Source organism: Marinobacter suaedae, assembly GCF_030519635.1.
Taxonomy (GTDB): Bacteria; Pseudomonadota; Gammaproteobacteria; order Pseudomonadales; family Oleiphilaceae; genus Marinobacter; species Marinobacter suaedae.
Map to the genome: position 1 here is coordinate 306,634 of NZ_JAUMIS010000001.1, position 15,117 is coordinate 321,750.

Annotated in this window: 13 protein-coding genes; 11 read left to right on the forward strand and 2 right to left on the reverse strand. The window is 55.3% G+C overall.

From position 1 onward, the window contains the following. Position 1: 1 nt before the first annotated feature. Positions 2–769 carry a 3'(2'),5'-bisphosphate nucleotidase CysQ gene (gene cysQ, locus QVZ43_RS01310; protein WP_302908575.1) on the reverse strand — a complete coding sequence of 256 codons (768 nt, stop codon included), beginning with the start codon at positions 767–769 and terminating at the stop codon, positions 2–4. Positions 770–858: 89 nt separating this feature from the next. On the opposite strand from cysQ, the gene QVZ43_RS01315 reads away from it, so the two are divergent. Next, positions 859–2,220 (forward strand): MBL fold metallo-hydrolase, encoded by a 1,362-nt coding sequence (locus QVZ43_RS01315; RefSeq protein WP_302908576.1) that lies wholly within the window; start codon positions 859–861, stop codon positions 2,218–2,220. 95 nt (positions 2,221–2,315) lie between these two features. Here QVZ43_RS01315 and QVZ43_RS01320 read toward each other — a convergent pair whose 3' ends face one another. Further along, on the reverse strand, positions 2,316–2,768 hold the full coding sequence (locus QVZ43_RS01320) for a pilin (protein WP_420890899.1): 453 nt from the start codon (positions 2,766–2,768) through the stop codon (positions 2,316–2,318). A 386-nt stretch (positions 2,769–3,154) separates the two neighbouring features. Between QVZ43_RS01320 and pilB the strand changes: the two genes are divergently transcribed. The 10 genes from pilB to QVZ43_RS01370 all read left to right on the forward strand — a co-directional run bounded on the left by pilB (position 3,155) and on the right by QVZ43_RS01370 (position 15,107). Next, positions 3,155–4,870: a type IV-A pilus assembly ATPase PilB gene (gene pilB, locus QVZ43_RS01325; RefSeq protein ID WP_302908578.1), complete on the forward strand. Its 1,716-nt coding sequence runs from the start codon at positions 3,155–3,157 to the stop codon at positions 4,868–4,870. A 2-nt stretch (positions 4,871–4,872) separates the two neighbouring features. Continuing rightward, complete coding sequence (locus tag QVZ43_RS01330; RefSeq protein ID WP_302908579.1) at positions 4,873–6,093, forward strand: type II secretion system F family protein; 1,221 nt, start codon at positions 4,873–4,875, stop codon at positions 6,091–6,093. 67 nt (positions 6,094–6,160) lie between these two features. Continuing rightward, positions 6,161–7,039, forward strand: coding sequence for a prepilin peptidase (locus QVZ43_RS01335; protein ID WP_302908580.1), 879 nt, complete (start codon positions 6,161–6,163; stop codon positions 7,037–7,039). After that, on the forward strand, positions 7,039–7,638 hold the full coding sequence (gene coaE / locus QVZ43_RS01340) for a dephospho-CoA kinase (protein ID WP_302908581.1): 600 nt from the start codon (positions 7,039–7,041) through the stop codon (positions 7,636–7,638). Before QVZ43_RS01335 ends, coaE begins: the two co-directional genes overlap by 1 nt. 100 nt (positions 7,639–7,738) lie before the next feature. After that, complete coding sequence (locus tag QVZ43_RS01345; RefSeq protein WP_223793965.1) at positions 7,739–8,728, forward strand: hypothetical protein; 990 nt, start codon at positions 7,739–7,741, stop codon at positions 8,726–8,728. A gap of 2 nt (positions 8,729–8,730) precedes the next feature. Beyond that, the gene (gene tsaA / locus QVZ43_RS01350; RefSeq protein WP_302908582.1) at positions 8,731–9,474 is read left to right on the forward strand and encodes a tRNA (N6-threonylcarbamoyladenosine(37)-N6)-methyltransferase TrmO; all 744 of its coding nucleotides are present in this window, start codon (positions 8,731–8,733) and stop codon (positions 9,472–9,474) included. Between the two features lie 43 nt (positions 9,475–9,517). Further along, positions 9,518–11,869, forward strand: a complete 2,352-nt coding sequence (locus QVZ43_RS01355; protein ID WP_302908583.1) for a response regulator — start codon at positions 9,518–9,520, stop codon at positions 11,867–11,869. 45 nt (positions 11,870–11,914) lie between these two features. Further along, positions 11,915–12,103, forward strand: coding sequence for a DNA gyrase inhibitor YacG (gene yacG / locus QVZ43_RS01360; protein WP_223793968.1), 189 nt, complete (start codon positions 11,915–11,917; stop codon positions 12,101–12,103). 104 nt (positions 12,104–12,207) lie between these two features. Beyond that, the gene (locus tag QVZ43_RS01365) at positions 12,208–12,768 is read left to right on the forward strand and encodes a YfaZ family outer membrane protein (RefSeq protein WP_223793969.1); all 561 of its coding nucleotides are present in this window, start codon (positions 12,208–12,210) and stop codon (positions 12,766–12,768) included. Between the two features lie 146 nt (positions 12,769–12,914). Then, complete coding sequence (locus tag QVZ43_RS01370) at positions 12,915–15,107, forward strand: hypothetical protein (protein WP_302908584.1); 2,193 nt, start codon at positions 12,915–12,917, stop codon at positions 15,105–15,107. Positions 15,108–15,117: the final 10 nt, after the last annotated feature.

Here is a 15,117-nt window from a genome sequence, read left to right on the forward strand (position 1 = left end):
GCTAAAAATACCAATTCGCAGCGCCCACAAACCAGGGATTCAGGACATCCTCTTTGCCGTAGCGCAGCGGCGCACCCTCCAGGGTCCGCACTTCGCCCCCGGAAGCAGCCAGAACCGCATGCCCCGCCCCGGTGTCCCACTCACTGGTGGGGCCAAGACGGGGGTAAATGTCGGCCCGGCCTTCGGCGATTCGACAGAACTTGAGCGAACTGCCCGCCTGAACCAGTTCATGATCACCAAGCGTTTCAATGAACGCCCGGGTTTCGTCGTTCAGGTGATTCTTGCTGGCCACCACACGCTTCCCTACCCTGGGCTCGGCAACCTGAATTCGGTGAACCTTGCCTGTCCTGTCTCGCTTATGGGCTCCCTCCCCTGACACTCCCCAGAACGCTTCTTTGAGAGCCGGGGCCGTGACGACGCCCATTACCGGTTGACCATCCTCAATCAGGGCAATATTGACCGTAAACTCGCCATTGCGCTGGGTGAATTCCCGGGTGCCATCGATCGGATCTACCAACCAGAAACGCTGCCAGTGCTTTCGCTCCTCCCAGGGAATATCTCGCCCTTCCTCAGACAGGATCGGAATGTCGTGGCTGATTGCCCGCAGCCCGTTCACGATCACGTCGTGGCTGGCCAGATCTGCGGCGGTTACCGGTGAGTCGTCGTCCTTGTATTGAACCTTGAAATCCGACTCGTAGATGTGAAGCACCCGCTCGCTCGCCTCGTCGGCGATTCTGATGACATCGGGCAGTATGTCGCTGCATTGCATGTTGTCAGGCTCCTGCCTCAGATCAATAAGCCATGAACTATGATCAGTGATACTTACATTATCAACCACCCCTGCATGAGGCTGGCACCATGAAACTTCAATTCCTCGGTGGCACCGGAACCGTCACGGGCTCCCGCTACCTGCTCTCCGACGACAAGCACAGACTGCTGGTGGACTGCGGCATGTATCAGGGCGTGAAGACACTGCGTCGCCGGAACTGGGCCAGGTTTCCCGTCGAGCCCTCAACCATCAATGCGGTCGTACTCACCCACGCCCACATTGATCACTCCGGCTACCTGCCGGCACTGGTGAAGAACGGTTTTCGGGGAAAAATCTACTGCACCAAAGGCACCCACGAACTCTGCAAGATTCTGTTGCCGGATGCAGGGTATCTGCAAGAAGAAGATGCCAAATACGCCTACCGGAAAAAGTTCTCGAAACACGAACATCCGGAACCCTTATTCACCGAAAAAGATGCACGTGAAGCGCTGAAATACTTTGAATCACTGCACTTTCACGAAACCTTTGAACCGGTAAAAGGCCTGGAGGTCACCTTTACCCCGGCCGGCCATATCCTGGGTTCATCCTGTGTGCATGTGCATAACAAGGAAACAGACCGGACGATTGTCTTCAGTGGCGACGTGGGGCGCCAGAACGACATCATCATGCGCCCACCGGAGCCCATTGCCAGGGCCAACATTCTGGTTTGCGAATCGACCTACGGGGATAGAAAACACGGGGAAGTTGATCCGGAGGCCGAACTGACCGAGATCATCACAAGAACCGCCGGCCGGGGCGGGATTGTCCTGATCCCAGCCTTCGCCGTCGGACGAGCCCAGATGCTTCTGTACGTCGTGCACAAACTGATGACTGAGGAGAAAATCCCCAGATTGCCGGTTTTCCTCAACAGTCCCATGGCGATTCACGCCACAGAAATCTTCTGCCGGCACCACAAGGAACACAAACTGACGCCAGAAGACTGCCACCTGATCGATCAGAACACCAAGTTCGTCCGAAAGGTTGAGGAGTCCATAGAGCTCAATTCTGTGCGCTATCCCTGCGTGATCATCTCAGCCAGCGGCATGGCCAGCGGCGGACGAGTTCTGCACCACCTGAAAACGTTACTACCGAATGAACGCAACAGCATTGTATTTGCGGGCTTTCAGGCACCGGGCACGCGGGGCGATGCCCTGGTGAACGGCGCGGAATCCGTGAAGATTCATGGCGAGTACTGGCTAGTACGGGCGGATGTGTTCAACCTGGATTCGCTGTCGGCCCACGGGGATTATGAGGAGATTCTGGAATGGCTTGGGCAGGGAAAACTGAAACCTGAGAAGGTTTATGTCACGCACGGGGAGATGGTGGCGAGTGATGTGATGCGGAAGCGAATTCGGGAGCGATTTGGGTGGGATGCGGAGGTGCCCGAGTTGTTTAAAGAGGTAAACGTGTAATCCCGAAAGTCAGCAAAAAGCCCCGAGCAAGCTCGGGGTTTTTTAGCAAACGGTCCGCTATCGCACAAGAGAACGCACCGTCTTTCTATCCGCCTTTACTTACAGGAAGTCGGCAGGTATTTGTCAGGCAAGCTACCAGTGTTACAGGTGAAGGTCAGACCGGTTGCTGCACCAGTGTACACAAGAGTCAAGGTTTCGCCATCCGCACCTACACCCAAGTTTTCCAGCGTAACAACAAACGTTCCGATCTCATTGTCCGCACCAGTTACCGCATAAGTTGTAGCAGTAGTGCCGGCATAATCTGATGCATCAAAATTCGCGATAGCATCTGTCACTACGGAGGAGCCCGCTGCAGGCATCTCACCACTGGTGGCGTACCCTTCATACACAGGAGTCTTGGTAGCGGCAGCAATGCCAAGCAATTCAGAAACTTTCGCACGGATGGTGTAATCCTGATAAGCAGGAATAGCCACGGCAGCCAAGATACCGATGATCGCAACAACGATCATCAGCTCGATCAAAGTGAAACCTTTCTGGTTGGTTTGCATGTTTTTCATATCAACCTCTGTATTTTGTTATCGACCAACTCCGCCACCCTGAGACCCTCTCAAGGCTGGCAGCAGATGCCTGCCAGACATTAAGCACTGGCCGTGCCAGCTCTGTTTAAATAATTGAAATTCTATATTTATCAATAACCTAATAAACACTAAGCAGAACACTGGGCAGGCCTAGCACCCTCTTACCCGACCGACACCACCCGCCACACGCGTCATAAACTGACATTTTTTGTCACCAGCACGGCACCATAACGGAGTAGATACCGAACAAAACAAAAGCCTGCAAAACCACGCTTTCAAATAAACGCCGGCACCTCTACACTCGACAGCATCCCAAGACCAGTTTTCAACAACTTGACCGGCACTCTTAAACGTTTATGTCTAACAACAAGAGCAATATTACCCTTACCGGACTGGCCAGACGATTCGTAGACGACGGCCTGTTGGACGAAGAAACCGCAAAAGATGCTTTTCTGCAAGCCGCCCAAAACAAGATCCCACTCATCACCTACCTGACTCAGAATAACCTTGCTGAGAGCAGCAAGCTTGCTTCTTCGGCCGCCCTGGAGTTCGGATTCTCGGTGCTGGATCTGGACGCTTTCTTGCCCGAGATGATGCCGGAGAAAGCGGTTGACGAAAAACTGATTCGCAAACATAGCGCCCTTCCTCTGTATAAGCGAGGAAACCGCCTGTTTATTGCGGTGTCAGACCCTACCAACATACAGGCGCTGGACGAGATCAAATTCAATACCGGCCTGAGCACCGATGCTGTTCTGGTTGATGACGCCAAATTGCGCGCGGCCATAGACAAATACCTGGAATCCCAAGACACCACCATGGGCGACCTGGATGACGCAGACCTGGAGGGCGTCGAAACCGAAGGTGGCGATCAGGACGAACAAGACAACGTCTCTACAGCCGAGGTCGACGATGCACCAATCGTCAAATACGTCAACAAAATGCTGCTTGACGCCATTCGAGGGGGCGCCTCTGACATTCACTTCGAACCCTACGAAAAAACCTATCGGGTTCGATACCGGACCGACGGCATTTTGAAAGAAGTTTCTCGCCCGTCCATCAAGCTCGCTCCAAAAATTTCGGCCCGGGTCAAGATCATGGCCCAGCTAGACATCTCCGAGCGTCGCGTACCTCAGGACGGCCGAATCAAGATGAAGCTGTCCAAAACCAAGGCCATTGATTTTCGGGTAAACACTCTTCCCACCCTGTGGGGCGAAAAAATCGTATTGCGAATCCTGGACCCCAGCTCCGCCAAACTTGGCATTGATGCCCTGGGTTACGAAGAGGATCAGAAACAACTCTACCTAGACGCCCTGAAGCAACCGCAAGGCATGATTCTGGTTACCGGCCCCACCGGGTCAGGTAAGACCGTATCGCTTTATACGGGCCTGAACATCCTGAACACGCCGGAAACCAACATTTCCACCGCGGAGGACCCGGCCGAAATCAACCTGGAAGGCATTAACCAGGTCAACGTGAACACAAAAGTTGGATTAGGATTTGCTGAGGCCCTACGAGCATTTCTCCGTCAGGACCCTGACGTCATCATGGTCGGCGAGATCCGAGATCTGGAAACCGCGAACATTGCGATCAAGGCCGCACAAACCGGTCACCTGGTACTTTCCACGCTGCACACCAACAGCGCCCCAGAAACCCTCACCCGTATGATGAATATGGGCGTCCCCGCTTTCAACATTGCCACATCGGTCAGCCTGATTATCGCCCAGCGCCTGGGCCGACGACTCTGCAGCGCCTGCAAACAACCTATAGACGTCCCTAAAGACGTGCTTTTAAAGGAAGGGTTCACAGAGGAACAAATTGAAACAGGCTTCACATTGTACCGCCCCAAGGGCTGTGATAAATGCAGTGGAGGGTACAAGGGCCGCGTCGGAGTTTACGAGGTGGTCAGAATTACGGATGAGTTGGCAAACATGATTATGGAAGAAGCGAGCTCCATTCAAATTGCAAAACAGGCTCAGGCGGAAGGCTTCCGGAATTTGCGGCAGTCCGCCCTCATTAAAGTGATTGAGGGTGTAACCAGTCTCGAAGAAGCCAACCGCGTGACGAAGGATTAGTAATGGCAGAACAAGCGCAAAAGCTGGAAGCATTTATCTGGGAAGGGAAAGACCGAAAAGGCAACAAAGCGCAGGGGGAATTAAACGGAGCGAGCCTTGCTCTGGTTAAAGCCCAGCTTCGCAAACAAGGCATCATTCCTGACAAGGTCAAGAAGAAACCAAAGCCATTATTTGGCGGAAGCAAGAAAATTACGCCGTTCGATATTGCCATGCTGACCCGCCAGCTCGCCACCATGATGAAAGCGGGCGTGCCACTGGTCCAGAGCTTTGACATTGTTGCCGATGGACTTGAAAACAAAGGCCTTCAGGAGCTGGTTGTTACCATCAGAACTGACATTGCTGCTGGTACAAGCTTTGCCGGAGCGCTTCGGCGGCACCCCAAGCACTTTGACGACCTTTACTGCAACTTGGTGGACTCGGGTGAACAAGCCGGTGCCCTTGAACAAATGCTCGACCGAATAGCCACTTACCTAGAGAAAACGGAATTACTCAAGAAAAAGGTCAAAAAAGCGATGACCTACCCGGCTGCTGTCGTTGTAGTTGCAATCGCTGTAACAGCAATTTTGCTAGTCAAGGTGGTGCCCCAATTCGAAAGCCTATTTAGTGGATTTGGAGCCGAACTCCCCGTATTTACGCAAATGGTCGTAAATTTGTCCGAGTGGATGCAAAGCTGGTGGTTTATCGTACTCATTGGCATTGTCGGCTCAATCTTCTTGTTCAAAGAAGCTATTCGCCGGTCACAAAAATTCTCAGACCTCATCGACAAATACGTGCTGAAAATGCCTATTTTAGGGGAGATCCTCGATAAATCGGCAGTAGCGAAATTTGGCCGAGTTCTCTCCACCACTTTTGCAGCCGGCGTACCTTTGGTCGACGCACTTGACTCAGTGTCAGGAGCTACGGGCAACGCGATCTACCGTGATGCGATCCAACGGATCAAAGCGGATGTATCGAGTGGTACTCAGCTTCAAGCTTCTATGCGCCAGCAAGACGTCTTTCCGATCATGGCCGTTCAGCTCACTGCCATCGGTGAAGAATCAGGTAATCTGGACGATATGTTGCAAAAGGTTGCAGAACATTACGAGGCGGTAGTCGACGATATGGTCGATAACCTTACCGCCCTGATGGAACCAATGATCATGGCCGTTCTGGGTGTTTTGGTCGGTGGCCTAATCGTTGCCATGTACCTCCCCATCTTCCAGATGGGTCAGGTCGTCGGCTAAACCAATTCTCACCAACACAGGCCGGACTACCTAGTAGTCCGGCTTTTCTCGTTCTAACGGATACACCATGGCCTTTATTGAAACTCTCCTCTCAACGCCCTGGCAGCTTTACCTCTCAGTAACGTTGGCTTCCCTCTGCATCGGCAGCTTCCTCAACGTCGTCATCCTGCGCTTGCCCAAGATGATGCACCAGGAATGGCGCTGCCAGTGCGAAGAGTTTCTTGAAGTTCCGGAAGGTGAGCGAACGCAGGAACAGGCAATTACCCTGTCGAAACCGGCGTCGACCTGCCCTTCCTGTGGCCATGGCATCCGGGCATGGGAGAACATTCCGGTCATCAGCTATATGCTGCTGGGCGGCAAGTGTTCAAACTGCAAAACCCGCATCTCCCCACGCTACCCGGCGATCGAAGCCCTGACCGCGATTTTCTCCGTGGTCACGGTTGCGCTGCTCGGGCCGTCGGAAGCCGCACTGTGGGCCCTGCTGCTGGTCTGGTCACTGGTCGCAATGACCATGATTGATTTTGACACCCAGCTGTTACCCGACAACATTACCTTGCCTCTGATGTGGTTGGGCCTGATCCTCAATTACTTCGGCGTTTTCACGGATTTCTCCTCCGCCTTCTGGGGCGCTGTCGCGGGCTACCTGTCTCTCTGGTCCGTGTACTGGCTGTTCAAGCTGGTTACGGGCAAAGAGGGCATGGGGCATGGAGACTTCAAGCTCCTCGCAGCCCTCGGCGCGTGGCTTGGCTGGCAGTTGCTGCCTGCGATTATTCTACTTTCATCTGTTGTGGGCGCGGTTGTTGGCCTTAGCCTGATGGTATTCAAGAAGCACGGTCGGGAGGTTCCCATTCCCTTCGGCCCCTATCTTGCGGCAGCGGGCCTCCTCTGCCTGTGGTTTGGGCCAGACATCCAGCGCATCTGGTTTGGCTTCCTGGGCGTCAGCTGATGGCTGTTATTGGGCTCACCGGTGGCATTGGTTCGGGAAAGTCCACCGTCGTGAAGATGTTTGGCAAGCTCGGCATTCACTGGGTAGATGCCGATGATGTCGCCCGGGCGGTCGTTGAACCCGGCACCCCGGCACTGAAAGATATTGCAGACCATTTTGGTCAGGACATACTGACCCCCGATGGAGCCCTGGACCGGGCTCGGCTCCGGGTCATCGTATTTGAACATCCCGAGCAGCGGAAATGGCTGGAAGCCCTTCTGCATCCGGTTATCCGTGAAGAACTGCAGCGGCAGTTAGTGCCCGACAACTATAACCAACCGTACACACTCCTCGTTTCGCCCCTGCTCTTCGAGACGGACCAGCATCAGCTCGTAGACTGCAGCGTTGTTGTGGACGTGCCTCTTGCCACCCAGATAGAACGGACCATGCAGCGGGACAACAACTCCCGGGAACAGGTCGAACGGATTATTGCCGCCCAGATGCCCAGAGAGCAGCGACTGAAGCGGGCGGACGCTATAATAGACAACAGTCGTCCGTTCAATGACGTGGAGCGTCAGGTTCGTGCTTTACACGAAAGATTCAAGGTGGAATTTGTCTGACCGGACATTGCCATCACTATGGTCATGGCTGGTAGTTCTTGGTTTTTGCACTCTTAGCCTGCAACTGTCGGCTGCCGAGCCCGCAATAGAGGTTCGGGAAATGCCTCTTAGCGAGGTTTTGTCACCGCAGAGCCTGCCTCAGTCCTTCTACGACTTTGAGCCGTCGGAATACTGGGCAGAACCCAGAGACTCCTACTGGATCCAGTTCAGTAACTGGGTGCTTCTTCAGGAGCGCCGGCAAAGTCCGAAGGTCGAACGGCTTGGACAATGGGCAGACAGGACGCTGTCCGGCAGCGACCGGGGCCTGCCCAACAACGCCAGTTATTTGCGCATCGGTTTTGCCGCGGAATCCGCCTACGGTAACCTTGCAAGCTTCGACCCGGAGGCCCGATTCCGGCTCGATATTCCGACTACCCGTCGCAAACTCCGCCTGGTCATCGAAAGTGAAAGTGAAGAGCTGATCCCCCTGGAAGAGCGGCAGCGCGATCGGCAACTGACGGATGATGAGCGATCCGACACCGAAGCGACCGGCGCGCTCCGCTTCCTCACCCAGATCGGTGATGCGGTGAATCTGTCCAATGACTTTGGTGTTCGGTTGCGGCTGCCTCTAGACGCATTCTGGCGCGCCACCGCCGAGAAGCAATGGCAACTGGACGACGATTGGACCCTGAGCGCTCAGCAACGGGTCTATTACTTCAACAACGATGGCTGGGGTGAGCGCACCTGGGTCGCAGTCGGCAGAACGACGGGTAACGGCTGGTACTTCCAATCATCGTCAGAGCTGGAGTGGGTTCACCGGGACAGGAAATTCGTCGGTGCCCAGGTTTTCAGTACTCAGAAGCAACTGAACAACCGATCCCTCCTGACGCCTCGACTGGGCGTCCTGGGCGAAAGCCAGCCATCATGGCGCACAACGGATGTGTTTGCCGAGCTTACCTGGCGGTACAGACTTTACAGCGACTGGATATTTGCCGAACTCATACCGGCACTCAACTTCCCCCGGGAACGCAACTTTAAAGACCAGGGCTCCCTGTTGTTTCGGGTAGAGCTCTACTTCTCCGGTAGCATTAAAAGACCCTATCTGGACTGACCATGCCACGACACCCATCCCGACCAGCGCAGGAAGCCCTGACGCTGACACCCATTGCCATCACCCGCTCCTGTTTCCGGGACAAATTTGGTGTGCCGCGGCAGCCCGGCCTCACTCGCCACGCCCATGCCGACCTGATCATCCAATCCCCATTCGACCGTGAAGACGCCTTCCGGGGCCTGGAGTCCGCCAGCCACCTCTGGCTGACCTTTCAGTTTCACGAAGCGGTTCGGGCCGAATGGAGGCCGGTCGTTCGCCCTCCCCGGCTGGGTGGAAACAAAAAAATGGGTGTTTTCGCAAGTCGTTCGCCCTTTCGCCCCAATAGCCTGGGGCTCTCCGTGGTTCGAAACAGGGGCATTATCCGCCGCGACGGCAAACTGATTCTGCAGATCAGTGACCACGACTTAATTGAAGGCACCCCGATTCTGGACATCAAACCCTACCTCCCATTTGCCGACTCGATTCCAGAAGCATCTCTTGGGTGGGCAGAAAGCGCCCCTACAGAGCGGATGGAGGTCACTTTCCTGCCCGAGGCCCGGATTCAACTCAGCCAGTTATCACCCGAGCTCTACCCGGACCTGCAGGCTCTTATCGAAGACGTTGTCAGCTACGACCCTCGCCCATCGTTCCGCCGCGGGCAGGAGGAGGAAAGAATCTACGGGGCTCATCTCTACGATCTCAATATTCGGTTTCGTTTTGTGAACCGGGGACCGGATCAATGTGTGGAAGTACTGACGGTCTGTTAAACTGCCCAGGCAGACGTTGCTGTTGTCAAAAGGAATTTGAGCATTGCCTACATCTCGCCTATCCAAGCGCCTGGGGATCAGACCCCTGGCAGCCCGCCTGCTGGTGTACGTCCTTCTCTTCAGCCTCGTTTTATCGGTGGTCACCACGGGCATTCAAACCCTGAGCGAACTTCGTCGGAGTAAAGACGACCTTCTGGCCAGCCAGAACAAAACTGCCCAACTGGTTGCCGGGAGCCTGAGCCATAACCTGTGGATGTTGAACTTCAGCGAAGCGGCCAATGGGCTGGATGACATTACTGCGCTGGTAAGCATTCAACAGGCCCACATACAGACAACCACCGGGCGCGAATTTACATCTGGCCAAAAGCCGGAAGGCGCGGTGATTAACCAGAGCTTCCCGCTCGGATACGACCGCACACGTAACCTTCCTCCGGAAACGGTGGGCACCCTGACGCTAACTTCCTCCCTGACCCAGATTTACTCCGACCTGACCAAACGGACGCTCCTGAACCTCCTGGCACAATGGTCAGTCATGTTAATGGGCACCCTCGGACTGTTTGTAATCGTTCGCCTTACCCTGTCCAGGCATCTGGAAGCCATTGCAGACTATGCCAGCAGGCTCAATCTGGACGCATTAATCGCGCCATTGGAACTCAAGCGGCGACCGCCCAAAAAACCGGATGAACTGTCGGAACTGGAACACGCTCTGAACACCATGCGGCTTCAATTACTCGAAGACACCCGTTCCCTGCGCCAATCCACACTTCAGTCCCAGGATGAGCGAGACGAAGCTTTGCGGGCCAATCACATCAAAAACCAGTTCCTGGCCAACATCAGCCATGAATTGAGAATCCCGCTGCAATCGGTGCTCGGCTATTCGACTCTGCTGGCTGATACGCCCCTGGATCCGGAGCAGCGGGAATACGTGCAGACACTGCTCAGCGCTTCGGAAGGACTGTCTTCCATCATCAACGACCTGCTCGACATATCCAGTATCGAGGCCGGCAAAATGGTGCTTGAGGATATCCCTTTTGACCTGAGAGACACCCTCAACGACATTGTCCAAATGCTTGGCCCCCGGGCACGGGAAAAGGGCCTCGCGCTGGAACTGAGGGTGGATGAAACCCTGCCCTGGGCCTTGAAGGGCGACCCGGTGCGCATTCGCCAGATCCTTCTGAACCTGACCTCAAACGCACTCAAGTTCACCGACTCCGGCCATGTCCTGATCAGCATCGAGGTACTGAATCGACGGGGCGCCATGGTGCGACTCAGGTTGTCTGTGGAAGACACCGGGATTGGCATCAACCCAAGCGACATTCCCCTGGTCTGTGAACCCTATGTTCAGTTGAACCAGAGGTTCCAGCGTCAGCTCCCGGGGGCAGGATTGGGCCTTAGCATCAGCCGGCAACTCGTCCAGCTGATGCATGGAACTCTTGAACTTGAAAGTCAGGTCGGTGAAGGATCCACCTTCTGGATGGAGTTGACGCTGCCCGTTGCCGAGGAAGAGACCCGCAAAGCCGCCCCGGACACCCGTATGATCAGAAACAAGCGGGTTCTGGTCGTCGACTCGTATCACCTGTCCCGTAAGATCACCCTTGAAATGCTGTCCCGGCATAACTTGAACATTGAGTCGGTAAAATCGGCCGGTGAAGCCCTGACATCCCTCCGGCAGGCATCTGACAGCGAGCATGCATTCGATGCCATTATTCTGGATGGCTTCGTCCCTGACATGGATTGCGACCTTCTTTGCCGCCAGATCCGCAGCAATCCCGACTGGTCGCACATGCGACTGCTGATCCTGTCTTCAAATCCGCAACGGGGCGATGCCGAACATTTTCGTCAGGCCGGCGCCGACGCATTCCTGAGCAAGTCTCTCAGGGAGTCCTGCCTTGCGCCCATTCTCAACCTGCTTTTTTCAGATGCGGCAAAACACGAGCGACGTTTCCTGACCCGTTTTTCACTGCAGACCATGAGCGATGCACACCCAAGGCCCGATCTGCCCTGCGGGAGAATGAAAGTGCTGCTGGTGGAGGATAATCCGGTTAACCGAACGCTCACCAGCCGGCTCCTTGAAAAACTGGGGTGCAACGTCATGACGGCACCAGACGGCGAGGCCGCTGAAAGTCTTTGGCAGTGGAACAGCTTCGACCTGATCTTCATGGACTGCGCAATGCCGCGCGTTGACGGCTTCGAGGCCACTCAGCGCCTGAGACATTGGGAAGAATCACAGGGCCGTGACCCTGTACCGGTGGTTGCACTGACCGCCAGTGCCAGGGAGGAGGATGAAGAGAAGTGCCACAAGGCGGGCATGGATTCTTTCGTTGCCAGGCCTGTCAATATTGAAATGCTCCGTGCAGTGCTGGAACAATACTGCAAAGCGCCTGCGGCTTTTTGATAAGCTGCGGTCGCAGAATTCGCCATACTTCCCGAATAGGCCACCATGAACGTAGAATGCCCAACCTGTAAGAAGTCCGTCGAATGGTCCGACGACAACCCTTTCCGGCCGTTCTGCTCTGAACGCTGCCAGCTAATTGACCTCGGCGCCTGGGCCAATGAGGAGTATCGTGTGCCTGCCGAAAACAGCTCGCCAGAGGATCTCGACCAGGGCGACAGCGACACACAACACTAAAAAAGCAGTCCGCACGCGACAACTTACCACCGTTTCACTTGAGACGGTCCCGAGCGGGCCATTAAAATATTCCAAATATTTAAACAGTTACAATAGGTGCATCCATGAAAGCCACCCGCATTACTCTTTTGGCGCTGTCCCTGGCCGCCACGCCCGCTATTGCCAGCGACCTGGACCTGAGCCTGACCAACGACTCAGTCAAAGGCCAGGCCAACTTCTTCAATGCCAGCAATGAGCTGCAAATGGGCGTCGGCTACGCCTACCACGAAGGTGGTCGCGACATCCTGAACCTGGACTTCCACGCACAGGGAAGAACAGCCATCGGGAACCTGCCAACCACAGCCGGCATTGGCATCCGTGGCTATGCCTGGGAAGACGACAATCTGGACGGTGGCGCCGGCGCCTTGGGCGGCTTTGCCACATTGAACATCCCCCGCGCTCCGGGTCTGTCGTTCACCGGCTCGCTGCATTACGCCCCCAGCATCATGTCGTTTGGTGATTCCGACGACCTGACCAGCCTGGAACTGCGTGGCAGCTACCGCCTGATCCGCAACGGTGAATTGTTTGTCGGTTACCGTTACCTCAACACCGACTTTGACGGCCCCATCCGTGGAGACCTGAATCTGGATGAAGGGGTCATGGCGGGCATGAAGATCTTTTTCTGAAATTAACCCCCTCCCCCACCTGATTTTTGGATCTTTCCAACCGGGTGCCCGAGCCTGAGGGCACCCATTCCGTGGCTTTTCTCACGCTTTCCTGCGTTATCGGTTGATATACTCAAGGCCGAATTCAAACGCATGGACAGCAGATAATGCGATCTCTTTCCGGCCCGGCTCTACTTTCAGCGCTTCTCTTCCTCGGCGGCTGCACCAGCGACGCCATTGATGCCGCAAAAAAAGACACCAATGACTTCGGCGGCGCCTCATCCGGAGGCGAAGGGTTTACGCCCGGAACGCCCGGTGGAGGCGGCACGACCTCGGGACTCGGCCCCAATGAAATTCGACTGACGATGGAGGTGCTCGAAACAGCCGCTCCGGATGCAGAGTCATCCCGCCGCAATCTGCGCCTTGTGCAGCCGGAAAGCATCTCAGTTTACGCCACGACCGACAACTCTGTGTCAGTCCCGGCTGAGATCACCTACAACGACGATCTCTCCGCTACCATCGCTTTTCCAGGTGGACTACCACTAGGTCCGGACACCCTCATTGAAGCCAGATTTGGCGATGAGGTGTACCGTTCGATGGCCGCCGACGCGGACCAGAACGTCCAGGTCAATCCATTCTCAGAGTTTCTGGTCAGACAGACGATCGCCAAGTACTCCGTGTTCGACATACAAGCGATCACAGACTGCACAGAACAAGACGACTGCACTGGCAAGGCGGCTTGGTCCTCGCTGGCTGACCAGATTCACGATTTCGAGATAGACATTCCGAGCACGGCCAGTAAAGAGACGGCGCTGTCTTTATTGGGCGCCCGTGGCGATTTCACATCTTACATTGACGACATGATGCAATATGCATTGAGCCTGGACACGTCATCCGGGGAGCTCGCCGTACTCGAAGGAAACTACAACTCAGTATTCTTTGGTGTTGAGCTGGGTCAGACCTTTCTAGAGAGCAACTTATCAAATGCCGGCTTCTGGGGCGTGCGCACAGGTCAGGAGAAAGTTCTCTCGCCCAAGGAGGACCATGTTTATCCCGGCCTGTCATTTGCCAGTGTCAGTGACCTCTTACCCGGATTGAACTCTACCGTCCTGTCCAGCGATATTCCGTACAGCCGTGAACTACTGACGCATCAGGCCGGAAACACCTTCTGCCTGCGGGATAACAGCATCTGGGAACTCAACAACCACGCATCCGCCGTCGGGTCCGCAAGCCTTATTAATGATATTCGCCTGACTGCCGGGCGTGCATTATTCCAGACCGTCACCAACAATTTTTCCAGGAACATCGGCTGGACCCGCAATCCCTACTACATGGATGCCTTTATTAGCGAACCGCCGGCCGACTCCAACACACCGGATCGAATTGTCAGTAGCTACTTCACAGCCGGAAAAGCGATTGCCCTGGAGCTTGAGGGAGAAAACTACAAGCGCAGAGACATTCTGGAAAATCATTTCCTCTCCGTCATAGACATCAATGTTGAGCGCCAACCAGGCTTTGAATTGTCATCCGTTAACGGCACCTACAACATCGTCTACGCCTCTCAACGACAGGGCAGCTCAAGCAGCTGCCAGACATTCGATAACCAGCCGGTGATGGAAGTCGAGACGGGCTCCGGTATCTGGACCGTGAATAGCGGAAACGGCAGCATCAACGAATCAGTGGCAACCTCTGCACTTGCCCGTCTGCCCTCGGGAACCGTGCAGTCGGAAAACACAACCAGCGTAACCCGGAGCCGGCTTGTGAATCGCCGTCCCTCATACAGAAACAATGCCGTTCTGTACGATGGCAGACTGAACTTCGGCATCAGTCACCTGCTGACAGACGAACTGGCCAAACCGCAGCTGGGTGTTGGTGCCAGCACTCCGGATGGCAGCTTCATGGCAGTGAACATGAACGATAGCCCGGGCGGCGACGGCCTTCTGATTGCCAGCTCGCAGCACGCGATTCCCGCACCGACGAATGGCCGATATCGGCTCCAGGGAGTCAGCCTCGGCATGTCAGAAGACACCAATGTCCTGCGGCACATGAATCATGCAACGTTAACGATCAACTCTGCGTCAAGCGCCACACTGGATCCCCGTATCCTGGAAGTCACACACAGTGTGAGCGGCTCGACAGTTTCCTCGCCTTCCCTCGTGGATTCACTGGGTGACAGCGTCACTCTCGTGTACGCAGATGCCGGTAATGGGCAGGCAAGCTTTTCCTACACCGACACAACCGGCGAATTAACACTGGAAGGGTTCTTCACCCCCGACCAGAACCAGTTCTACCTGCGCCTCCGAGACACCCGCAACGGCGAGGAAAACATCGGACTGGTGCTTGCCACTCGCATCCCTTGACGGGCCCGTG